The 22,182-nt window shown below is 67.0% G+C and carries 22 protein-coding genes; 12 read left to right on the top strand and 10 right to left on the bottom strand.

The features are described 5' to 3' along the window. Positions 1-33: 33 nt before the first annotated feature. From GUI70_RS00440 to GUI70_RS00430, 3 genes are all read right to left on the bottom strand, one after another. Entirely contained in the window at positions 34-1,956 is a 1,923-nt protein-coding gene (locus GUI70_RS00440; protein ID WP_161880313.1) for an MDR family MFS transporter, read from the bottom strand. Beyond that, positions 1,953-2,555 (bottom strand): MarR family winged helix-turn-helix transcriptional regulator, encoded by a 603-nt coding sequence (locus GUI70_RS00435; RefSeq protein ID WP_161880312.1) that lies wholly within the window; start codon positions 2,553-2,555, stop codon positions 1,953-1,955. The genes GUI70_RS00440 and GUI70_RS00435 overlap by 4 nt, the downstream gene beginning before the upstream one ends. Positions 2,556-2,739: 184 nt before the next feature. Next, entirely contained in the window at positions 2,740-2,988 is a 249-nt protein-coding gene (locus tag GUI70_RS00430; RefSeq protein ID WP_161880311.1) for a hypothetical protein, read from the bottom strand. Positions 2,989-3,171: 183 nt separating this feature from the next. Between GUI70_RS00430 and icd the strand changes: the two genes are divergently transcribed. The 5 genes from icd to GUI70_RS00405 all read left to right on the top strand — a co-directional run bounded on the left by icd (position 3,172) and on the right by GUI70_RS00405 (position 8,773). Beyond that, complete coding sequence (icd, locus tag GUI70_RS00425; RefSeq protein ID WP_161880310.1) at positions 3,172-4,413, top strand: NADP-dependent isocitrate dehydrogenase; 1,242 nt, start codon at positions 3,172-3,174, stop codon at positions 4,411-4,413. Between the two features lie 194 nt (positions 4,414-4,607). Further along, entirely contained in the window at positions 4,608-5,321 is a 714-nt protein-coding gene (locus GUI70_RS00420) for a GNAT family N-acetyltransferase (RefSeq protein WP_161880309.1), read from the top strand. A gap of 9 nt (positions 5,322-5,330) precedes the next feature. Then, positions 5,331-6,569, top strand: coding sequence for an alanyl-tRNA editing protein (locus tag GUI70_RS00415; protein ID WP_161880308.1), 1,239 nt, complete (start codon positions 5,331-5,333; stop codon positions 6,567-6,569). A gap of 193 nt (positions 6,570-6,762) precedes the next feature. Next, entirely contained in the window at positions 6,763-7,947 is a 1,185-nt protein-coding gene (locus tag GUI70_RS00410) for an HD domain-containing phosphohydrolase (protein ID WP_161880307.1), read from the top strand. 52 nt (positions 7,948-7,999) lie between these two features. Further along, a complete protein-coding gene (locus GUI70_RS00405) occupies positions 8,000-8,773 on the top strand; it encodes a GNAT family N-acetyltransferase (protein WP_237724601.1) in 774 nt (257 codons plus the stop codon). 173 nt (positions 8,774-8,946) lie between these two features. On the opposite strand, the gene GUI70_RS00400 is transcribed toward GUI70_RS00405, so the two are convergent. The 4 genes from GUI70_RS00400 to GUI70_RS00385 all read right to left on the bottom strand — a co-directional run bounded on the left by GUI70_RS00400 (position 8,947) and on the right by GUI70_RS00385 (position 14,136). Further along, positions 8,947-9,597 (bottom strand): YcjF family protein, encoded by a 651-nt coding sequence (locus GUI70_RS00400; protein WP_161880306.1) that lies wholly within the window; start codon positions 9,595-9,597, stop codon positions 8,947-8,949. Between the two features lie 89 nt (positions 9,598-9,686). Further along, positions 9,687-10,376 (bottom strand): HepT-like ribonuclease domain-containing protein, encoded by a 690-nt coding sequence (locus GUI70_RS00395; RefSeq protein ID WP_161880305.1) that lies wholly within the window; start codon positions 10,374-10,376, stop codon positions 9,687-9,689. A 96-nt stretch (positions 10,377-10,472) separates the two neighbouring features. Then, positions 10,473-11,051 (bottom strand): NADPH-dependent FMN reductase, encoded by a 579-nt coding sequence (locus tag GUI70_RS00390; protein WP_161880304.1) that lies wholly within the window; start codon positions 11,049-11,051, stop codon positions 10,473-10,475. A gap of 166 nt (positions 11,052-11,217) precedes the next feature. Then, positions 11,218-14,136 (bottom strand): insulinase family protein, encoded by a 2,919-nt coding sequence (locus tag GUI70_RS00385; RefSeq protein WP_161880303.1) that lies wholly within the window; start codon positions 14,134-14,136, stop codon positions 11,218-11,220. 123 nt (positions 14,137-14,259) lie between these two features. Between GUI70_RS00385 and GUI70_RS00380 the strand changes: the two genes are divergently transcribed. The 5 genes from GUI70_RS00380 to GUI70_RS00360 are packed head-to-tail and all read left to right on the top strand — an operon-like array spanning position 14,260 to position 17,839. Further along, complete coding sequence (locus GUI70_RS00380) at positions 14,260-15,273, top strand: Ig domain-containing protein (protein WP_237724600.1); 1,014 nt, start codon at positions 14,260-14,262, stop codon at positions 15,271-15,273. Beyond that, the gene (locus GUI70_RS00375) at positions 15,270-16,511 is read left to right on the top strand and encodes a hypothetical protein (protein ID WP_161880302.1); all 1,242 of its coding nucleotides are present in this window, start codon (positions 15,270-15,272) and stop codon (positions 16,509-16,511) included. The genes GUI70_RS00380 and GUI70_RS00375 overlap by 4 nt, the downstream gene beginning before the upstream one ends. Then, complete coding sequence (locus GUI70_RS00370; RefSeq protein WP_237724599.1) at positions 16,508-17,065, top strand: hypothetical protein; 558 nt, start codon at positions 16,508-16,510, stop codon at positions 17,063-17,065. Before GUI70_RS00375 ends, GUI70_RS00370 begins: the two co-directional genes overlap by 4 nt. A gap of 31 nt (positions 17,066-17,096) precedes the next feature. Further along, entirely contained in the window at positions 17,097-17,312 is a 216-nt protein-coding gene (locus GUI70_RS00365; RefSeq protein WP_161880301.1) for an RNA-binding S4 domain-containing protein, read from the top strand. Continuing rightward, entirely contained in the window at positions 17,306-17,839 is a 534-nt protein-coding gene (locus GUI70_RS00360; protein WP_161880300.1) for a DUF1684 domain-containing protein, read from the top strand. Before GUI70_RS00365 ends, GUI70_RS00360 begins: the two co-directional genes overlap by 7 nt. Here the strand turns inward: GUI70_RS00360 and GUI70_RS00355 are convergent. Continuing rightward, positions 17,836-18,477 (bottom strand): ComF family protein, encoded by a 642-nt coding sequence (locus tag GUI70_RS00355; protein WP_161880299.1) that lies wholly within the window; start codon positions 18,475-18,477, stop codon positions 17,836-17,838. The genes GUI70_RS00360 and GUI70_RS00355 overlap by 4 nt on opposite strands. A 5-nt stretch (positions 18,478-18,482) precedes the next feature. Beyond that, complete coding sequence (locus tag GUI70_RS00350) at positions 18,483-19,016, bottom strand: hypothetical protein (RefSeq protein ID WP_237724598.1); 534 nt, start codon at positions 19,014-19,016, stop codon at positions 18,483-18,485. 34 nt (positions 19,017-19,050) lie between these two features. Between GUI70_RS00350 and pdxR the strand changes: the two genes are divergently transcribed. Together pdxR and GUI70_RS00340 are read left to right on the top strand one after the other, a co-directional pair. Continuing rightward, on the top strand, positions 19,051-20,544 hold the full coding sequence (gene pdxR, locus GUI70_RS00345) for a MocR-like pyridoxine biosynthesis transcription factor PdxR (RefSeq protein WP_237724597.1): 1,494 nt from the start codon (positions 19,051-19,053) through the stop codon (positions 20,542-20,544). 91 nt (positions 20,545-20,635) lie between these two features. Beyond that, the gene (locus GUI70_RS00340) at positions 20,636-21,823 is read left to right on the top strand and encodes a BMP family lipoprotein (protein ID WP_161880298.1); all 1,188 of its coding nucleotides are present in this window, start codon (positions 20,636-20,638) and stop codon (positions 21,821-21,823) included. A gap of 30 nt (positions 21,824-21,853) precedes the next feature. Here GUI70_RS00340 and GUI70_RS00335 read toward each other — a convergent pair whose 3' ends face one another. Beyond that, complete coding sequence (locus GUI70_RS00335; protein WP_161880297.1) at positions 21,854-22,162, bottom strand: hypothetical protein; 309 nt, start codon at positions 22,160-22,162, stop codon at positions 21,854-21,856. Positions 22,163-22,182 lie beyond the last annotated feature (20 nt).

Here is a 22,182-nt window from a genome sequence, read left to right as displayed (position 1 = left end):
GGAAGTGAGGTTGAGATGATCGGGAGTCGGCGCTCAGCCTTCCATCGAGGCCAGTCCGCCGCGCGGCTCGCCGCCCTGGCCCTCGCCCTTTTTGGGGAGTTTCAGGTTGGGCATCGGCAGGGTGGTCAGGAAGGCCAGCAGCGCCACGAAAATCGCGATCAGGTAGATGCGGCTCACCGTGTTGGCGAATCCCACCTTGAAGGCCCGGCTCGACAGGTTGTAGGTCGTCTTGGCGTCGGCCAGGGCGCTGGTCTGGGCGCTGCCGAGCTGCGACTTGATCTGCGCCAGCACCTGGGCCTTGCCCTGGTCGCTCTGAAGGGCGGCGGCAGGAATCCGGGCCAGGCCTGTCCTGAGCCCCTCGGGCAGCAGCTTGTCCTGAACGATGCTGTTGAGGTTGCCGCTCTGCACGGCGGTCTGCACGCTGCCGAAGGTCTTGGCGAAGCTGTCGTTGATCTTGGCGTTGATTGTGTCCAGGGTCGGGGCATTGCCGCGTCCCTGTGAGGCGCTGGCCTGCGAAGCGCTCTTGGCGGCAGCTTCGAGTTGCGCGGCGATGGCAGGCGGCTGACCCGCCTCGGCGGCGCGGAACTGGGCCGGAACCTGGGTCGCCAGGGTGCTGGTCAGCACCGCGCCGAACACGGCGGTGCCGATGGTGCTGCCCATCTGCTGAAAGAACTGGCCGCTGGAGGTTGCCACGCCGATTTCCCAGCGCTGCACCGCGCTCTGAATCGCTAAGTTGTAGAGCGGCAGGGCCGGTCCGATGCCCAGGCCCAGCACCACCATGAACACGATGACGGTCCAGTACGGCGTGTCGGCGTTCAGGGTGGAGAGCAGGTAGAAGCCGCCGACCATCAAGGCCAGGCCCCCCAGGATCAGCGGTTTGTATATGCCCAGTCGGGCGGCGATCTGGCCGCTGACGATGGAGCCGAAGATGAGTCCCATGGTGAGCGGAATGGTGGCGGTGCCCGCCTTGGTGGCGCTCACGCCCTGCACGTTGACGAGGTAGAGGCTCAGAAACAAGATCGCGCCGAGGAAGGCCGCGCCCAGAAAGAAACGGGCGGTGACACCCCAGGCAAAGGTCGGGTTCTTGAACAACGAGAGCGGCAGAATCGGGCTTTCGTGGCGCGACTCGACGAACAAAAACAGCACCAGCGACACAGCGGCAGCGGCGAACAGCGCCAGCACGGTGGTGTTGGTCCAGCCGTAGTTGGGTTCCGCGCCGAAGGTGAGCGCCAGCAGCAGCGGCACCGAGAAGGTCAGGACCAGCAGCGCGCCCAGGTAGTCGATCTTGGGCTTGAGGCCGCTGGCCAGCCGGGGCATCTTGCTGGCGATAAAGGCGATGGCGATCAAACCGATGGGCAGGTTGACGTAGAAGACCCAGCGCCACGAGATCTGGTCGGTCAGAAAGCCGCCCAGCAAGGGCCCGATGACGCTGGAGATGCCGAAGACAGCCCCGAACAACCCCTGGTACCGGGCGCGCTCGGCGGGCGCGAAGATGTCGGCGATAATGGAAAAGGCCACCGAGGTGAGCGCGGCGGCACCGAAACCTTGCAGGCCCCGGAAGATGATCAGCTGCATCATGCCGCCGCCGAAGAGGTTACCGAACCACGGCTCACCGGCCATGCCGCACAGCGCCGAGCCGATCAGGAAGATCACGATGCCGAACAGCAGCACTGGCTTGCGTCCGTAGATGTCCGAGAGCTTACCGTAGATCGGCACCATCGCCGTGCTGGCCAGCAGATAGGCCGTCGTGACCCACGAATACAGATTGAGGCCATTGAGGTCGGCGATGATGCGCGGCAACGAGGTCGAGACGATGGTCTGGTCGAGCGCCGCCAGGAATAGGCCCAGCAGGGTGCCGACCAGAATCAGGACTTTCGTGTTCTGCGGCAGTACATCGGCGTAGTTGATGCGTTCTTCCAGATTGGTGGAATTGGGGGGTGGTGCGGCTTGGGTCATGGGGTCTCCTGGTGGGGGGTGGGCTGCGGCGGGTTGGGCTGCGGGCGGGCAGGCTGGGCACGGTTACTGGCCCGCAGAGCGTCGGCTTCCGAGATGAGGGCGGTGATGGCCTGCTCGGCGCGGGTGATCGTTTCAGGATTGACCTGGCCGAACACCTCGCGGTACGCGCCCATCATGGCTTTCTCGCGGACGCTTAGAAACTGCTGGCCCTTGTCGCTGAGGGCCAGCAGCTTTTCGCGGCGGTTCTCGGGATTCTCGCGGCGCTCCATCAGTTCGCGGCGCACCAGTTCCTGAATCAGCTGGCTGGTGGCCGGGAGGCTCACGCCCAGGTGTTCGGAGAGCAGCGTCAAGCGGATCGGCGCGAACGCCCGCACCTTATACAGCGCCGTCATCTGGGTAAAGCTGACATCCTCGCCTTGCAGCTCGCTTTGCAGCGTGCCCATGATTCGGTCGGACACCAGGCGGTGAAGCTGCTGCATACAGACGGTTAAGCGCTCGGCGGGGTCGTTGGGGTCGTGGTCGGGCGCAGCGCAGTGGGGAGGATCGAGGTTGCTGGTCACCGGCTGATGGAAGGCATTCTTCTGCACGCTTAAGATCATGAAACTATTCGTCCAAACGAAAAGTCATTTATGCCACATGATTGGGCAGGCCGAACGATATAGGCCTATAAGCATTCTGGCGTAGGCCACCGGGTGGTCATTAGGCGACTAGATCTGGTAGAGGACACCACAAAAAGCCGCACCCACTGGGGATGCGGCTCAGAAAAGCGGTGCTGAAAACTGTTTAGTGGCCGTCGCCGTCGGTGCTCTCGCGCTTGCCCTCGTTGAAATTGGCATTCGCTTCGGCGTTGTGGACCTCAGCCTTGGCGCGGTCTTCCACGGCCTTGGCCTTGTCCCCGGCGTTGTCCAGGGTGCTGCCGCCCAGGTGGCTGGCCGCCTCATGTCCGGCGGCGCGCAGACGATCCGCGCCCTCGTTGACCTTGGCCTTGGCAGAGTCTAAAAAGTTTTCAGCGGCAGATTTATCGTCACTCATCGTGGAGGACCTCCTGCGAATTTGGATTCCCGGTGGGGTACAGGTACTGTTTCATCCAACCCTGCTGCTTGGGTGAGGTCTGCGTAAGGGTAAGTTGACTCAGTGGGGAGGACTGCTCCCGGCCCAGTGACAGCCTGCCCGCCGCCGCGCCCCAGGGCCGGGGGTGCGGTAAAGTGGGCTTCTATGACTACCCACATCAAAGCTCCGGCCCAGGGCGAGAAGATCGCCATGCAAGACGGTAAACTGCATGTCCCGAACAATCCCATCATTCCCTTCGTGGAGGGTGACGGTACCGGCCCCGACATCTGGAAGGCCAGCGTGCGGGTACTCGACGCGGCCGTCGAGAAGGCCTACGGCGACGAGCGCAAGATCGAGTGGATGGAAACCTACGCCGGTGAGAAGGCCGTCAACACCTACGGCGAGGGCGTCTGGCTGCCCGAAGAAACGCTCGACACCTTCCGCGAGTACCTGTTCGGCATCAAGGGACCGCTGACCACGCCGGTCGGCGGCGGCATCCGCAGCATCAACGTGGCCCTGCGCCAGGAACTCGACCTCTATGCCTGCGTGCGCCCGGTGCAGTACTTCCAGGGCGTGCCCAGCCCGGTCAAGCGCCCCGAAGACGTGGACATGATCATCTTCCGCGAGAACACCGAGGACATCTACGCTGGGATCGAGTACAAGGACGGCAGCCCCGAGCGCGACAAGCTGCGCAAGTTCCTCCTCGAAGAGATGGGCGTCACCGCCATCCGCTTTCCCGACACGGTGGGCCTGGGCGTCAAGCCGGTGTCGCGTGAGGGCACCGAGCGGCTGGTACGCGCCGCCATCCAGTACGCCATCGACAATGGTCGCAAGAGTGTGTCGCTGGTTCACAAGGGCAACATCATGAAGTTCACCGAAGGGGCTTTCCGCGACTGGGGCTACGACCTGGCCAAGCGCGAGTTCGGTGGCGTGGAGATCGACGGCGGGCCGTGGCTCAAGTTGCCCGGCGGCATCGTCATCAAGGACATCATTGCTGACAACTTTCTGCAGCAGATCTTGCTGCGCCCCACCGAGTACGACGTGATCGCCACCCTCAACCTCAACGGCGATTACCTCAGTGACGCGCTGGCGGCCCAGGTGGGCGGCATCGGCATCGCGCCGGGGGCCAACATCAACTACGAGACCGGCCACGCCATCTTCGAAGCGACCCACGGCACCGCGCCCAAGTACGCCGGAAAAGACGTCATCAACCCCAGCTCGGTCATCTTGTCCGGCGAGATGATGCTGCGCTACATGGGCTGGACCGAGGCCGCTGACCTGATTCTCAACTCGCTCACCAAGACCATCGGCGAGAAGACCGTCACCTACGATTTTGCCCGCAACCTGGAAGGCGCGAACGAGGTCAAGACCAGCCAGTTTGCCGACGCTTTGATCGCCAACATGTAAACCCGCTTCATCACCAAAGGCCGGGGCCACGCGCTCCGGCTTTTTGTGGCTGCCGACCGGACTTGTGGCTGCGACCACGACCTGGGCTTGTTCGGTCCTGTCCGGCAGCGTAGAACTCTGGGGATGATGGCGCTTCTCTGGCACGCTGATGTTCGTTTCCGTGTTTTCGGCCCGACCTTCCTGCAGGTCAGCGCATGACTCGCTCCAGTCCAACTCAGCATCCGCTCGATAACCCGGTCTGGCATGCCCTCACCGGGCCGCAGGCGAGGTTCGCCCTAGGCGGCGGCCCGCTGCGGTTCTTCGCGCCCGCCGTCGCCCCCTTCGCCGCCTTCGGGGAGCGCGACGAGGCGGCGCTGACAGCGGCTCTGGCCGACCTTCCGGACGGCCCTGACGCTGCGCCCACCCGGATCACGCTGTTGCGACCCCAGCCCGAATCCGCGCCCGCTGTTTGGACACTGGCATATCAGAGCAGCCTGGTGCAGATGGTTTGCCCAAACGACTTGCAACTGGTTGATTCGGCGGCATCGGTGGTGCGGCTCGGCCCGGCAGATCTGCCCGAGATGCTGGACCTGGTGGCGCTCACCCAGCCGGGGCCGTTTGGTCCGCGCACGCCGGAACTCGGCGCGTATTTCGGCGTGCGCGAGGGCGGGCGATTGGTGGCGATGGGCGGCGAGCGGCTGCGGCCCGGCGGCTACACCGAAGTCAGCGCGGTGTGTACCCATCCCGACTGGCGCGGGCACGGTCTGGCTGGCCGCACCGTCAGCCGGGTGGCCCGACACGCCTTTAGTGAAGGCCAGACGCCGTTTTTGCATGTGATGACTGCCAACACCGGAGCCATCGGCGTCTACGAAGCGCTGGGCTTCGTGGAGCGCAACCGCCTTCAGGTTTCGGTGTGGGCCCGGCCCTAAACTGAGCGTATGATCCTGCCGATTCCCACCCAGCCGCTCTATTACGCCGCTCCAGCTGAACTGACCTTCACGGCCCTGGTGACCCAGGTAGAGGTCGGTCCGTCTGGGAGCAACCGGGTCGCTCTCAGCGCCAGCGCCTTTTATCCGGAGGGCGGCGGTCAGAATGCCGACGTGGGCGACCTCACCTGGGCCGGGGGCGAGGCGCAGGTGACCGACACCCAGAAGGACAAGGCCGACAAGGCAAGCGGCGTCATCTGGCACACCCTCAGCGGCGATGTGCCGGAAGTGGGGGCGGCGGTGCGCGGCGTGGTGGACGCCCGGACCCGCTGGCACAATATGCAGCGCCACAGCGGCGAGCATCTGCTGGCCCAGGCGTTTTTCCGCCTTGATTCCCGGTTCGCGGTGGCGGCAGTCGGCATGCGCAACGCCGAATGTACCATCGACCTGGCAGGCCAGCCGACGGACGCTGACGCCCAGGCCGCCGAAACGCTCTTGCGGGAAACGCTGGGACGAACCCCCCTCAAACTCCGCACGGTGGAAGTTCCCGAAACAGAGCTTGCCCGCTACCCTCTGCGACGCAGCACCAAGGTCACCGGCACGGTGCGGCTGGTCATCTTCGAGGCTGAAACTGGAGCAGCAGACGGGCCGCTGTTCTTCGACGTGAGCGCCTGCGGCGGCCTGCATGTGCCCTGGGCGGCGATGGCCGGGCCGGTGACGGTGCTGCGGACCGAGCGCATCAAAGGTGGGCTGACCCGCGTGGTTTTTATGGCGGGCGAGGCCGCCGCCGAGCGGCTGGCCGACACCTACCAGGCGGCTAGGGCGCTGGCCGCGACTTTCAGCGCTGGCCCCAGCGACCTGACGGCGCGGGTGGAGGCGCTGCGCTCGTCCCAGCGAGACGGCGAGGCGCAACGCTCAGCGCTGCGTTCAGCGCTGCTGCGCCACGATCTGGCCGCCGCGCCCGTCGAAGAGCTGGGTGCGTGGCGGCTGCGCGTGCTGAGCCTGACGGACCCGGCCTCGCTGCCCATCGCCCTGAGCGCCGTGCCTGCCGGAGAAGTGCTGCTCGTTACTGCGCCGGGTGGGAAAGTCGGCCTGGGCACCCCGCCGGGTCTGCACGCGGGCGAGGTGCTGCGGCAGGCGCTGGCGGTGTCGGGCGGTCAGGGGGGCGGTAAGCCGGACGTGGCGCAGGGCCAGACGCCGGACCCGGACGGCTTGCTGCGGGCACTCCGGGCCGCGCTTACCGCTTCCTGAGAGCCGACGTCGGAAGCCCGGATTTCGGAAGATCAGGCTTGGAACCGGATCAGAGGGGTTTACATGAACGCACTGTCATGAAAATGTGCCAACGCCGGGGGAGAATGAGAGAAATTCCGCATGGCCTGGAGCGTCGCCGCTGCACCGAACGCTGCTCTCGTGCTTGCTGGGCCGTGCCCCTGGAGTCACGCACATGAACACCGAAACAAGTCCCCCGACCTTCCTCTCGCCCGATCCGCTGGACCGCCGCGATTTGATGGCCCAGAACGTGCTCACCCTGATTCACATTGCCCTGCAAGCCACAGATCTCGGCTCGGGGGTGGTGCCGACACTCGACGCCCTGATCAGCTCCACGGCAGCGGTGGGCGCGGCGTATTTTCAGATCGCCACGCCCACCTCACCGCTCGGCAGCCCGCCCGAACTGTTGCAGCCGACGCCCCTGATCTATCAGGTGCGGGCGGCGTCGGGTGAATTGCCCGACACGCCGGGCATGCAGGCCATCGCCGCCCACGGTCTGCCCGCCGACACCCCACTGATGCAGGCCCTTTACAGCCGCCGCACGCCGATGTTCTTCGATGACGTGGCCTTGCAGCCGCAGACGGCGGGTTTTCCCGAACTGGGGGTCGCCAGCCTGGCTGCCGCCCCGGTGCTGGGCATGGATGGCCAGCTGCTCGGCGCTTTCCTGATGCATACCTTCGTGCTCCACGCCTGGAGCGAGGAGGAGGTGCGGCTCTTTAGCAGCGTGGTGGGCACCATCGCTGCCCTGATGGCCCGGCTAGCAGCGGAGGAGCAGGCGGCCTCAGCGCGTGAGGCGGCGCTGCGGGCACTGGGACTGGCGCTCGAAACCCGTGACCGCGAAACCCAGGGCCACACCGACCGGGTAACGCGGATGGCCAGCCAGCTCGCCGGGCGTTTTGAGCTCAGTGAAGCCGATGCCCAGGCGCTGCGCTGGGGCGCTTATCTGCACGACATCGGCAAGATCGCCATCGCCGACTCGATTTTGCACAAACCCGGCAAGCTCAACGAGGAGGAGTTCACGCTGATGCGCGCCCACGCCGCGTTCGGCCACCAGTTCGCCAGCACCCTGGGCTTTTTGCCGCCCGCTGCCCTGGCGGTGGTGAGCCAGCACCACGAGCGCTGGGACGGCCAGGGCTATCCCACCCAGCTGCGCGGCGAGGAGATTCACCTGCTGGCGCGGATTTTCGCACTGTGCGACGTGTACGACGCGCTGATCAGCGTTCGGTCCTACAAGTCCGCCTGGACGCACGAGGAAGCCTGTGCCGAAATCGCCCGTCAATCGGGCCAGCATTTCGACCCGCAGGTCACGGCAGCCTTTTTCGAACTGATCGCGGCCCAGACCGCGGCGGAGAGCGCCTGAGCGCCGTGGTCTGGGCTGACCGGTCCTCCAGGACGATGCAGGAGGCCGCCGCTTGAGTCCTGCCGATTTTGTCATCCGCGATCTCTTCAGCGCCCCGGAGATGCAGGTCCTCGAAGACATCCAGCGGGCTGCCTGGGGCTACTCGGAGACCGAGGTGCATCCCGGCAACATCTTTCGCATTCACGCCCACGTCGGGGGGGTGGTGGCAGCCGCTTTTCCGGCCACGCCTTCCGGTGAAGTGGGCGGCGAGGCGTTCGGCTTCGTGTACGGCTTTCCGGCGTACCGTGAGGGCCGCGTCTGGCACCACTCGCACATGCTGGCGCTGCGGCCCGAGTGGCGCGGCTCGGGAGCGGCGCTGGCCCTCAAGCAGCACCAGGCCCAGCGCGTGCGTCAGATGAACTTGGACCGAATCACCTGGACCTTCGATCCGCTGGTGACCCGCAACGCCCGTTTCAACCTGGGCAAGCTGGGCGCGCGGGCAGTGTCGTATCACCCGGAATGGTACGTCTCGGCGTCGCTGCCCGCCGACCGCCTGATGGTGGAGTGGACGCTGACTGAAACGTTTGCCCCGGCAGTGACGCCCGCGCCCAGCGGCGTGCTGGTGCTTTCGGCGCGGGGCCAGGCTCCCGGTGTACCCGAGCTGAGCGCTGACGCGCCCCGGCTGCTGGCCGAAGTGCCGCTCGACGCTGCCTCGCTGCCTGACCCGCTGCCGCTGGCCTGGCGGCTGGCCCTGCGGGAGGCGCTGAGCCACTACCTCGCTTCGGGCTACGCCGTCACCGATCTGCTGCGCCGGGGCGAGCAGGCGTTTTATCTGCTGGAACGCTGAGGGCTTCAGGCCACACGGACACCGACTCGAACCGTTTCGTGGAGCCGGTGAACTCCGACTTGGCGGGCAGTCATCCTTAAAGGACAGATTCACCCTCTACAGCGACTGCTCACAGTGAGTTGCAGAGCCATTAAACGCTTTCTCGGGTGCGTCGGAAAGAAGCGCGGTCCCGATCAGTTCAGCTTCGTCTGATCCGGTTTGCTGTCGCTGGTTCTGTCTTTGTTGAGGTCAACAGGCGCGGCGTCCACTGTTTTGTCGCTGCCCGGCTGCGCCTTGCTGCGCTCCTCGGCGCGGCGGCGCAACTCCGAGGCGAGGTCGGAGAAATCGCTGGCGGTGGGCAGGATGTTCTTGGTCTTCTTCCGGGCTTCCTGCACCACCTGTGAGCGCTGGTGCTGATCGAACGGCAAGCCCAGGCGCTTTTGCTCGAAATACTGCTCGGCCAGCCTGCCCAGGGCGTAGGTCCAGCCGTAGACAGCGGGCGCGGTGATCAGGCCGCCCACCACCGGTAGGGCCAACTTCGCCAGTCCGCGCATGACCTGGCGGGCCAGCATCCCGTAGGCAATCGTCGCGCCGAGTTCCTGAATGATCTCGCGGGCGCGCTCGGCGCTGATCTCGAAGCCGTGAATCTTGCCGATGTGCAGCACCATCTTGATTTGCAGCGGCGTGATCAAGAGCAGATCGGCAAACGGCAGCGGCTCCACGGCCACCGCGCCGGTGAGCAGGGCGGCGTTGCGAATCACGTCCTCGCCGTTTTCCTCACGGGATTTTTCGGGGTCGATGTCAAAGTTGAAGTTGTCGAGAACCTGCTTGAGAAGCGGGAGCATGCCGCTATGGTAATGCGCCCGGCTGAGACGCGTGGGTCACTGGCCTTTAGCTGGGCTTGGTCAGGTGCGGCTTCTCTGCTGCTTGGCCCTCACTCCTCGCCCTCCCCGGCCATCTCTTGGAGTAGGGGCCGCAGTGCGGGGAACTCGCGAGTGGCGCTCACCCATACCAGTGCCGGGTCGAGGCCGAAATAATCGTGGGCGACCAGATTGCGCACGTCGCGCAGGGTGGCCCACGGCACTTCGGGATGAAGGTCTTGCAGACGCTGGGGCAGGTACTTGGTGCCCTCGCCGATTCTGAGTAGCCGTAGCAGCACGGCGTCAAAGTGCAGCGGGTCGGCGGCGAAGCTCTCCAGGGTGTGCGGCGCGGTGTAGCTTCGCAGAGCGGCGATGTCGGAGAGCAGTTCGTGAATCCGCCATTTCCACCGCTTGCGGCTGTCTCGCGGCGGGTGCAGCTGCGGCTTTCGCGCGTCCACGGCGTCGAGCAGGACCTCGCGTTTCAGGGGCGGCTTGAGGGCCGCCTCGGTCACGGCATCGGTGCGGTGACCCAGCAGCCGTTCGAAAAACTCGCGGGCACGGGCCAGGGTGAGCAGTCCGGCTCCCGGCGCGAAATCGAGCAGCACATCCACATCCGACTCGGCCCCGGCTTCCTGGCGCGCCACCGAGCCGAAGACCCGCACCCGCGTGACGCCCAGCGCCTGCCACTCCTCCTCGCGCTCGCGGATCAGGCTCAGGACGGTGGTGAGGTCTGGACGAACTTCCTTGAAGTGCGGCGCGGTCATGCTCCCAAGATAGTGCGCCGGGCCAGGACAAAAACCGCCCCCGCGAGCGTATAGGGGCAGCGGTGGCGGTCTAAGGGCTTCTCTGTGCTGTGGAGTTTAAGCGTTGTGGGCCTCGCGGGCGATCTTGAGGGCCGCCGCCCACCAGACGAGTTCGTCGAGAAGCGCCTCCACACCGGGTTGCAGGTGGGCCATGTCTTCGAGCGCTGCGCCCTGCTGCCAAGCTCCCATGAAGTCGGCTCCCTGGATGTGGACGCCGGTGCGAATCGGGGCCATCTGAAGCTCCACAGCGATGAGGCGCAGCTGCTCGATGGCCCGCGCCGCGCCCACCGAACCGTAGCCGACGAAGGCGGCAGGCTTCTTGTTCCACTCGGGGTAGGCGTAGTCCAGGGCATTTTTCAGCACGCCGGTGGGCGCGTGGTTGTACTCCGCCGTGATGAAGATGTAGCCGTCGAACTCGGCCAGCTTCTTCTGCCAGCGCACCGCGACCTCGTTGGTGGTGGGTGCCCAAGCGTTCGAGGCCACCTCGTCGAAAAACGGCATCGGAAAATCGCGCAGGTCGAGCACCTCGAATGCGGCGTCGCTGCGCTGGTCGGCGATGTCCTTGACCCATTTGGTCGGCTTGTCGGCAAAGCGGGTGGCGCGGGTGCTGCTGATGATGATGGCGAGCTTGAGCATACGGTCTCCTGAAAGAAGGGTGAGAGGCTCGGGGCGTTGGAGTGGATCTCCGGATTTACTCTACTCTTTTTTTCGAAGGGGTTTACTTCTTGAAGCTAGGACTGTTGGCAGCGAAAACCCTGACCGCCGGGCACGGGTCAGGGTCCGGGCAACTACGGTGCAGCGGTTAGATGCTCTGCACCTCGAAGGTCAGCTGCTGTGCCGCCGTCTCAGGATTGGGGTCGCGGCCCGACAGGGTGGCGTAGGCGGCCCGCGAAGGCGTCAGGTAGGTGGCCTGCACCCGCCGCAGATCGTCCAAGGTCACGCGCATCAAGCGGGCTTTGTAGTCTTCCTGAAGGTCAGCACTGAAGCCCGCCAGATCAGAGAAGATGCGGCTGCGGGCCAGGCTGTCGGCGCTCAGCAGCGGGTCGAGCTGGCGGCTGGCGCTCAGCAGCGCTTCGGTCAGCTCGCGCTGACTCAGTTCGCCGCCTAGGAAGTCGGCCACCCCGGAAAAGACCTCAAAAGTGCGCCCGATGTGCGGGTCGCGGTAGCTGCTCATACTGAACACGCCGCTGCGCGGATCGAACGAGGCGCTGCCGCCGTAGGCCCCGCCCTTCTCGCGCAGTTCCTTGAGCAGGTACTCGGTTCTCAGCAATTTGCTCAGCGCCAGTAGAGCCGGACTGTCGGCATGCACGAACGGCACCGTGGCAAAGGCGACGGCGTTGTAGGCCACTGGGGTATCGGCGGTGCGGGCCTGCGGGGTGCGCGGCGCCAGCGCCGGGTGGGAGGTCTGCCGGGCCGTGCCGCCGAAGAGGCCCGCGATCGGGGCGAGGTCGAGGTCCAGATCGTTCTCGGTGGCACTCAGGGCGATGCGGGCGCGGGCGGCCAGGATGACGGCAGTGAGATCTTCCAGGCGCGCGCGCAGTTCGGCCCACTGGCCTCCGGCCTGCCAGGCCTGCAGCCTCTTGAAAGCGGTGAAGCCGCCCTGGCGTTCGTCGAGGGCTTCCAGTGGGCTGATCTGTGCCCCGGCCAGGGTGGCGGCGTAGGCCGATCCGTTGCCGACGATGCCCGAGCGCATGCCGGCGACCCGCTGGTTGACCAGCTGCGAGAGGCGCTCGTCGCTGAACTTCGGCTCGGCGATCACGGCCCTGAGCAGGTCGACGAGTGCGCCCGCGTTGCGCGCAAGGGCCTTGCCGCTGAAGGTCAGGCTGGTGCGAACAGCCCCCAGGTCGTCCGGGCTACTGCCCTTGCCCGCCGAGGCGCTGATGCCGCCGGTCACGGCCTCGATGCGGCGGGCCAGCGCCACCTCGTCCATGTCCGCCGCGCCGTTCCGGGTCACGGCATAGGCGTAGAAGGGCAGCAGATCGAGCTGATCGTCACTCAGTTCCGGCAGCGGCAGTTGCACGTCCAGGTACACCAGGCCCCCGGTGGGCTGGGCCGCGCAGTAAAGGTCGGCGCTGGACGACGCCGTATGGGTGTAGGCGGGGCGCGGCACGCTCAGCGTCACGTCGTCGAGTCCCAGGCTGGGCAGCAGCGAGTGGTCGTCCGCCGGGGCGTTTTGCAGCGCTAGCGCGTCCTCGACGATGGCGGCGCGGTCGGCGTCGGTCAGCCCTGCACCCAGGCGGGCCACCATCGCGCGCTCGGCCTCGGCCTGTTGGTCTTGCATGGCCGGGTCGGGCGTCAAGGTCAGCGTCACGCGGTGGGGGTTCTCCAGCAGCCACTGACGAATCATCGGCTCGAAAACCCGGCCCGCTTTGCGCTCGGCGCTGAGTTTTTCCAGTTCGGCGGCCAGGTTCAGGCTCGCCACCGGGTCGCCGCCGTAGAGCCAGGGATTGACCACCGCGAACAGCAGCTTGAGAGCGTAGGGCGTGCCCGCGTTGCTGACTTCCCGCTGGGCGATCTCGAACTGATGCAGGGCGCTGTCGATCAGTTCGTCGTCCAGCCCTTCGCGCTCGATCTGGGCCAGGGTCTCCAGCACCAGCGCCTCCACCTTGGGCGCGTTCTCGGCGCTCAGCCCCTTGAGGCCCGCACCGAAGGCCGCCTCGCGGAAGTTGTCGTGGTAGCCGCTGCCGTCGGCCAGGGCGCTGCCCAGCCCCGAGTCGATCAGCGGCTTGTAGAGGGGAGCCGCCGGGTTGCCCAGCAGCACCTCACTCAGCACGCTCCACTTGAGGTTGTCGTAGGCCTGGTAGGTCGGCGTCACCTTCCAGGCCACCACCACCTGCGCGCCGCGCTCACGGTCGGTCGAGGGGTAGCGCACCTCCTGGCGGCGCGGCGACTCAAAATTGGGCTGGTCGGGAATCTGCACGTCGAGTTCGTTCGGCCCGAACTGACTCATCACCTCCCGCTCAATGGTGCCGAGTAAGTCGGTGAGCGGCAGCTGCCCGTAGCTGTAGAAAAAGGCGTTCGACGGGTGGTAGTGCGCCGCGTGGAAGGCCTTGAGGGCGTCGTGGGTCAACTCGGGGATGTTGGCCGGTTCGCCGCCGGAGTTGTTGGCGTAGGTCAGATCGGGGTAGAGGGCCTTGCCGAGCGCTTTGTACATCACCGCGCCGGGGCTGGCCATCGCGCCCTTCATCTCGTTGTAGACCACGCCCTGCATCTTCAGTTCGCTTGTCTTGTCGGCGGGATCGGTGTTCTCGAAGCGGTGGCCGTCGCGCAGAAAGCTGAAGCGGCTGAGGCGCGGGAAGAAGGCGGCGTCGAGGTAGATCCCCAGCAGGTTCTGAAAGTCGCTGGGGTTGCGCGTCGAGAACAGGTAGGTCGTCCAGTCGGCAGCCGTCATGGCGTTCATGAAGGTGTTCAGCGAGCGCGGAATCATAGCGAAGAACGGGTCCGACACCGGGTATTTTCTGGAACCCATTAGGGCGATGTGCTCTAGGATGTGCGGCACGCCGGTGCTGTCTTTGGGCACGGTGGGAAAGGTCACGGCGAAGGCAGCGTTCTCGTCGGCGCGGGCGATGTGGATGTGGCGGCTGCCGAGGTCGTGGCGCAGCTCGACGTAGGTCGCGGCGGTGTCGGGCAGCGCCTCGACGCGCTCCACGGTGTAGCGGCCCAGGCGCTGGCCCACGCGGGGCAGCGGGGCCTGGGTATGCCCTTGTTCTGAGATGGTCATGACGAGAAGTCTAGCGCCGGGCCGCGCCATGGAAGGCAGCCTGGCTGACGCTGGGCGGTTGTGAGGGCGGCGGCTCAGCAGACCGCGTATCGGTACTCACCCAGAGCCGTTAAACTGCTGTCCATGAACCGACTGTTTCCCGCCCTCGTTGGGGCGACCTTGCTCCTGAGCGCCTGCGGCAGTGGCAGCACGCCGAGCGCCACCTCGACGTCCAGCCGCGATCTGCTGAGTTTCAGCAGCGCGTCGCTGGGCACCGCCTATGTGGGTGAAACCTACAGCGGCACCGTCGCGCCGCTGGGCGGCACCGGCCCCTACAGCGTGCGCCTCACCAGCGGCACGCTGCCGGACGGCCTCAAGTTCTCGGGGGGCGGCAGCGCCACCATCACCGGCACGCCGACGGCGACCGGCAGTGCCACCTTCACGCTGGAAGTCAGCGACGCCAACCTCAGCGTCAAGTCCCAGACGTTTAACCTGTCGGTGGCCGAGCTGCCGCCGCTCGATTTCGTGCCGAAGCTGCCGGGCGGTGAACTGCGCGGCGAGACCCGCATTCCGCTGAACGTGCAGGGACCGCGTGGGGTGCGGGCGGCCCGCTTTACCTGGGTGCTGCCCGACAACGCCCAGGTGACCGGCGTGCAGTCGCTCGGCGGCACCGACGCGGGCCGCCCCATCGTGTTCTGGAAGCAGAGCGGTCATACCCTGGTGCTTGATTTCGGCTTCCGCCTGACGCCGAAAAACGCTTCTCAGGTCGCCATGATCAGCCTCAAGCCCTCGAACAATCAGCCGCTGACGCTGGGCGTGGTGGCCTCCGGCTCCACCAGCTTCGTGCTGGCCCAGGACGGGGCGGGTAAGGTGGTGCGCGAGGTCAAGCCGCAACCGGCGCCTGGCAGTCCATCAACCGATGCGGCGACGCCTACTTCCCCGCCGGGAACCGGTTCGGCGTCGACCCCGGCCAGTAGCAACATGGCCAACCCCATCCCGGCCCAGCCCGCCACCGAGCCGCCTACAACCGACCAGAGCGGTGCCGACAAAGCTGATCCGGACAAGGCGGACCCGGCCACTCCTGCGCCCGGCACCACCGACCCCGTCAAACCAGATCCCACCCCGCCCGCCCCGGTCACACCTGGAGACGGCAAGTGAAGCGCCTCTTCAACGCTCGTTCTCTGGGTCACGCCGCGCTGATGGGCCTGCTGACCCTGGCGGCAGCCACCTCCGCGCCGAGGCTGACGCTGGTCCAGCAGGCCATCAAGGCTGACGTGATCGTGCGGGCCACCGTGCAAGCCCCGACGAGCGTGCAGGAAAGCGGGCAGACCTGGACGGTGTACCCACTGACCGTGCTGGAGACCCTGGCAGGCGACGCCCAGAGCCTGCCAAAGTCGCAGGACAGTCCCAGCGTGTGGGTGCTCGGTGGTCTTCAGGACGGGCCGCTGCTGACCGGCGGCGAGATGCTGCTGCTGCTCTACAAATCGCGCTATGACAGTCCCCTGGTGGGCTTCAACCAGGGGTTTTACCCGGTGCAGGGTACGGGAAGCAGCAAGGTGGTGCTCAATTTGCCGGACGGTACCCCCGGCGTGACTCCGGTTGCACCAGTGGCGAACGTGTCAGCTGTGCCCGCCGCTTCTCCCACCGTGCCTGTCGGGGCCGCGCCGACCGATGCGGCTGCGGCGACCACGACGCCAGCGCCCACCACCCTACCCAACGCGGCGCAGCTGAGTACGACGCAGCCGCCCATAGTACAGCCGCCCACGACACAGCCGAACGTGGCCCAATCCACCCTGGTTCCTGTCACTCCCCCTGCGTCTTCTGCCACCGCTGCTACCACGACGCCACCTGCAGCGGTGACCCTGCCACCCACCGCCCTCGACGAATCGGCCTCCGCATCGGTGACACCTGCCGTGCCCGCTGTGCCGACGGCTCCGGTTAACCCGGCTTCCACCCAACCGGCCTCGTCTGCGCCCGCTCCAGTTGATGTCGCTCCGGTCAGCCCAGCGCCCGGCACTCCAGCAACTGGCACTCCAGCGATTGGCAGTCCAGCGCCCGCCAGCGCGCTCACCCCCACGGCAGCCGCTCCCGCTGTGCCCAACCCTTCCGTTCCGGCAGGCTCACCGTCCATCGGATCGCCCGCCCCGGCACAGACCGACCCAGCCCTACCCAATTCGACTCCGCCCGGTACAACCCAGCCCAACCCGGCACAGAGCACGCCAGCGCCGACCGGTTCGGGCCAGCTGAGTGCCAGCCCGGCTCCAGCCACGGCCACCTCAGTGCCGACGCTGCCCCCGGCTGCAGAGGCCGCGCCTGCCGCGCCACTGCCCGGCCAGATGTCGCTGGAAACCTTTCGCAAAACCGTACTTGACGCCCGTGCCCAGGCGGGTAAGTGAAGCGCTGGTTGATGGTGGCCTGCCTGACGCTCAGCGCGGGTGTTCTGTCCAGTACGGTGCAGGCGGCCAGCTTCGCCAGTGTGCCGCTGCGGCCCGACGGTCAGGCGCTGCGGCAGGCGGTGGTCGCGGCGCTCGCGGCCCTCAGCAGTCCTGACTTCCCGGTGACGCTTGACGACAGTGCCCAGGGCGGCGGCGCGCTGCTGGTGCTGGGCGGCAGCGTGCCGTTCAACCCCGACGTGTCGTCGCGCACCCTGACGGTGGGTGGTGTGCGGCGCACCGAATTCAATCCCCAGGGACCGCTGCCGCTCGCGCAGGCGGTGCGTGCCGAGATCGGCAGTTTGCTGGGCCTCAGCGAGTTCACGCCCCAGGCGGCCCGGCGCAAACTCAGCGGGGCCGACGTGAACGGCGACGGTCAGGTCGATCTGACGGATCTGGCACTCCTGATGGGCAATTACGGCAAGACCGGCGGCGGCCTACCTGGCGACCTCAACCGCGACGGACGGGTGGACGAGAGCGATGTCCGTCTATTCGGCGACGAGTACCGGATTCCCTGAGCTGGACTTGCCTGAGTCATACTTGAAGGCCATGAACGACATCCCTGCATCCGCCGCGTCTGGCACCATCGATCTGCAAGATTTCCTGAAGCTCAAGGGGCTGGTGGACACCGGGGGCGAGGCCAAATTCCGGGTCCAGAATGGCGAGGTCAAACTTAACGGCGAGGTCGAGACGCGCCGCCGCAAAAAACTCCAGCGCGGCGACGTGGTCGAAATTCACGGCGTGCTCCACCCCGTCGAATGGTGATCAACGCGGTGCTGGCGAGCTGGCTGGGCGAGCTGGCCGCGTTTCGCGCCCGTAAGGACGCCCACTTTCGCAGCGGTCGTGGGCCACTCACAGAAGTGAGCGGGTTTGGGGGCCTGAGTTATTTTCCACCCGACCCAGCCTGGAATCTGCAGTTGAAGGTGGACCGGCTGTCCGCCGAAGCCGTGACACTGGCGACCACCACGCCCGGCGAAACCCAGCCGTTCGTCACCTGGGGCATAGCCGAATTGCCCGGCGGCGAGCGGCTGACCCTGTATGCCCGCCAGGGTGACGAGGCCCCAGCGGCGCTGTTCGTGCCGTTCCGGGACGGGACCAGCGGCGGGCTGACCTACGGCGCGGGCCGCTACCTCGACGCGCCGCTATCCGGTGACACCGTAACGCTGGATTTCAACCGGGCCTACCATCCCTACTGCGCCTACAGCGACGCCTGGACCTGCCCACTGCCGCCCGCAGGCAACTGGCTCAGGAGTGCAGTGGAAGCGGGGGAGCGGTTGCCCGAACTGGCCTAGCGGGTGATGACCGCGTAGTACACCTCGGTCACGCCGCCCCCGGCCAGCGCGTCTCGGCAGGCCTTCAAGGTTGCGCCGGTGGTCATCACATCATCGACCAGGAGTAAGGGCTGCGGGGTGGCGCTTTCCATCAGGCTCAGGCCACTGCCCTGGACCGCGAAGGCTCCGGCCAGGTTGCCCAGCCGGGCCTGACCGCTGAGTTTGGCCTGCTGGGTGGTGGCGCGGGTACGGCGCAGGCTGTCGTGGTAGGGCAGACCCAGTTCGGCGGCCAGGCAGCGGGCCAGCAGCTCAGCGTGGTTGAAGCGGCGCTGGCGCTGGCGCCCCGCGTGCATCGGCACGGCACTCACCGCCCTCAGCTGCCACTCGCTGGGCACACCGCGTGCCAGGGCCGCGCCCAGCACCTGCGCCAGATCGCGGTGGCCGCCGTATTTCAGCTCGCGGGCGGCCCGGCGCAGCATGGCCTTGTGTTCGCCCAGGAGCACCAGATGCGGCACCGCGGCATTGTTGAGCATCGAGTGGCGCTCCAGGCGCGGGCGCAGTTCGGCCCGGCAGGACCGGCACAGCCCGCTCTCCTGCCCCAGCGCCGCGCCGCAGCCGGGACAGGGACGCGGCAACAACGCGCGCAGGAAGCCTGCCAAATTGCTCAGCGCCGCTCCGCTGCGGCCAGCTCGTCCACGAACAGCGGCACCGTCTCGGCCTCGATTCTGGCCCAGGCCTCGTCCATGCCGTGCGGATTGGTATACAGGGCCGCTGTCGCCAAGCAGGCGTAGTAGTGCCGGATGATCCGGCTGACCCCGTCCGGGCCGAGCCGGGCGCGCTCGGCCGCACTCAGCAACTCGGCGAAGACGGCGGGCTGCTCCAGCGCCGGGTGCCCGCCCTGACGGATGGCGGCGCGAACAAAGTCGGCCACCTGTGCCGGGTTGTGCCAGAAGCCGAACATCAAAGTATCGGTCATGGCGTCCAGGCGGCTGAGGGTGCCGGGCGCACAGGCCCGCGAGATCATCTGGCGGGCCAGCGCTTGGCGTTGATTGCGGGCCAGACCGTACTCGCCCAGCGACAGTTGCGCACCAGCGGGCGTCAGGCCGCCGCCGAGGGTGCGCCGCAGCCGGTAGGCCACGATGTAGTGCTGGTATTCAAGCAGCAGTTCGCTGACCGGGCTGGGAGGGGTGGAAGGCACCCGAAAAGTCTAGGGTGCGGCGCGGCCCGGAACCGTGACCCGGCGCGAGGTCTGCGTGCCTACAGCTCCGGCTCAGGGTGCCCGCTACCATACAGCGGTGTTGCCGCTGCCGATGGCCCTGCCCGACGAATCTAAGCACGCCCGCGTGACCCGTGCCCTGCGAGAGGGCATTCAGACGGGCCTGCTCGTTCCCGGCGAGAAGTTGCCGGGCAGCCGCGAGCTGGCCCGGCACTGGGGTGTGGCCCGCAACACCGTGATGGGCGCGCTGGAGCAGCTTGAGGCCGAGGGCTATCTCGCTGTCCGGGCACGCAGCGGCAGTGTGGTGGCCGCCCTGCCGCCGCTACCGAGTACGGCTGGGCCGCTGTCTGGCCCGCCGCTGCTGCTCAGCGCCTGGGCACGCCGGGCGCTGGAAGCCCAGGGGCCGCTGCCCGGCGACGCCCGCAGCAATCAGGCGGCAGGGCATCCAACGGCGTGGACCGATTTCCGGGTCGGCCAGTCACCCAGCGGTCTGTTTCCCTCGGCGCAGTGGGCGCAGGCGCTGGCTCAGCATGCCTTCGATGCGGCCAGCAGCCCGCCGGATCCGCGCGGCCCGCTCGTCACGCGCCTGGCGCTGTGCGAGTGGCTGCGCCGGGAGCGCGGCGCACGCCTCACGCCCGACATGCTGCTGCTGACCGGCGGCGCGCAGGAAGCGCTCGATGCCCTCTCGCGGCTGCTGCTGGAAGCGGGCCGAGTGGTGGTGCTCGAAGATCCCGGTTACCCCGGCGCGCGCGCGGCGTTTCAGGCCACCGGAGCCGGACTCTGGCCGCTGGCGGTGGACGATCAAGGAGCCGGAACCGACAACCTGCCGCCGAGGGCGGTGCTGGCCTACCTGACGCCCGGCACGCAGTTTCCCACCGGGGTCACGCTCTCGGCAGCTCGGCGGGCAGCGCTGATCGACTGGTCGCGGCGCAGCGGCGCGTGGCTGATCGAGGACGACTACGCTGCCGATTTGCACTACGCTGCCCGCGCGCCCGCCTCGCTGCAAGGCCAGGCCCCCGAACGGGTCATGCTGCTGGGCACCTTCAGCCAGAGCCTCGCGCCTGCCCTCAGGAGCGGCTACCTGGTGGCCCCGGCCCACGTCACCGAACTGCTGACCCGCACCCGCCCGGTGACCCAGCGTACTCCACCCACCCTCGACGCGCTGGCGCTGGCCGGGTTTCTGTCGAGCGGCGGCTACGCCCGGCACCTCAGGCGTGCCCGCAGCGAACTCAGAAGCCGCCACGACACGCTGCTCTCGGCCCTGAAACGGGAGTTGCCCGGCTGGTCGCCGCGCCGGGTGGCTGCCGGAACCCATCTGTACCTGCCGCTGCCGCCGCACCTGAGTGAATTGGAGGTGCAGCGCCGCGCTGCACAGGCGGGCGTGGGCCTGAGCGTCTGCGGCGAACTGCGCCTGCGTCCCGGCGAGGCCGCTGTGCTGCTGGCCTTCGCGCACCTAACGCCGGTGGCCATCCGGGAGGGCGTCGAGCGCCTGGCGGCGGCGCTGCGCTGAGTCGCCGCCCATCTTCACAATTCCGACTTCACAGTTCTGAAGCTGATTGGGCGTCAGAACGGCGTGACAGCGACTTGGGCAAGATGCACTCATGGCTCTCGTTCACCGCTGGACTGCTGTTACCGCCGTGCTGCTCGCCTTCTCCGCCGCCTGCGCTGCCCAGGTCGCGCCCGCCCAGGCTGCGTCCACCAAAATTGTGCCCGTTCAAACCTCAGCCGCCAAAGCGGTACCGATCAAGGTCGGCATCGCCTTCGATACCGGCGGCAAGAACGACCGCTCCTTCAACCAGGCCGCCTGGGAAGGTGCGCAGCGCGCCGCCAAGGATTTCGGCGTGAAGGTGAGCCTGTTTAGCCCGGTCGAGACGGCCAAGGGTGTCACCACGCGCGGGGCAGAGCCGCTGGCTCAGGGCGGCGCGAATCTGGTGATCGGGGTCGGATTTGCCAATAAGGAAAGCATCGAGGACACTGCCCGCAACCACACCGACACCAAGTTCGCGGTGATCGACGATCTGCCCACCGGCGACAACACGGTCGGGCTGCGCTTCCGCGAGCAGGAAGGCTCGTTTCTGGTCGGCTACATCGCGGGCAAGTCCAGCAGCACTGGGCGATTGGGGTTCATTGGCGGTCAGGACGTGCCGGTGATTCACAAATTCGAGGCGGGCTTCAAGGCGGGCGTGAAATTCGTCTGCCCAAGCTGCCAAGTCTTCTCGTCGTACATCGGCACCACCCCGGCGGCCTGGAACGACACGGCCACGGCAGGCAAGCTGGCCGCCTCAATGCAAAAGCGCGGCGCGGACGTCATCTTCGCGGCGGCGGGCGGCAGCGGCGCGGGCGTGGTGGCGCAGGTCAACGCCGCACAGTGCCTCAAGGCCGTCGCCCTGCCGCCGGGCCTTGCCTTCAAGTCCGATCTGTTCGCGGCGCTGCCCAAGAGTGAGACTTACCAGAAGCGCTGCGCAGGTGACAGCCGCCCGACGTTCTTCATCGGTGTCGACAGCAACCAGAATTATCTGGGTGACGACGACAAGAACCCGGCCACCCTCAATCACGGCCTGACCAGCATGGTCAAGCGGGTGGACAACGTGGTCTACAGCCTTATTCAGGACGTGACCCACCAGCAGCCCTGGCGCACCGGCGACCAGAGCTACGGCCTGGAAAACGGCGGTGTCGGCTACGCCATCGACAACTACAACCGCGCACTGATCAGCCCGCAGCTCGAAACCCTGCTCGGCAAGGTGCAGCACCTGATCGTCTACCGCTCGATCAAAGTACCAGTGAAATAACCGTCAGGCGTCAAGCGGCTCCGGGTCGCCTCAGCGCTCAAACTCTTTTTCGAGCCAGGCCACCTGGCCGCCCTGGGCCACCAGTGCCTGCCCGGCCTGTTCCAGAAAACGCTCGCGAGCGGCCTCGGCGTCGGTGCGGGAGAGGCCGTGGGCGGCAGGGTCGGCCAGCACAGCCCGCAGCGTCTCCAGAACATTGACTTCGTGGAGTCTCTGCTCACCCACCTGCATATCGCTGCGATAATGAACCAGGTAGTCCAGCGCGAAGAAGGCCGGTTCGGTGACGCAGCCGCCGGTGTAAGGCACTAGGCCGGGCGCGCGGAAGGTGATGGTCGGGGTCATGCCGCTCACTGTAGCGGTGC

The organism is Deinococcus alpinitundrae (genome assembly GCF_009982895.1).
In the GTDB taxonomy this organism is placed as follows: Bacteria; Deinococcota; Deinococci; order Deinococcales; family Deinococcaceae; genus Deinococcus; species Deinococcus alpinitundrae.
Note: the sequence above shows the minus strand (reverse complement) of the source record. Positions and strands in the feature narration are given on the sequence as shown.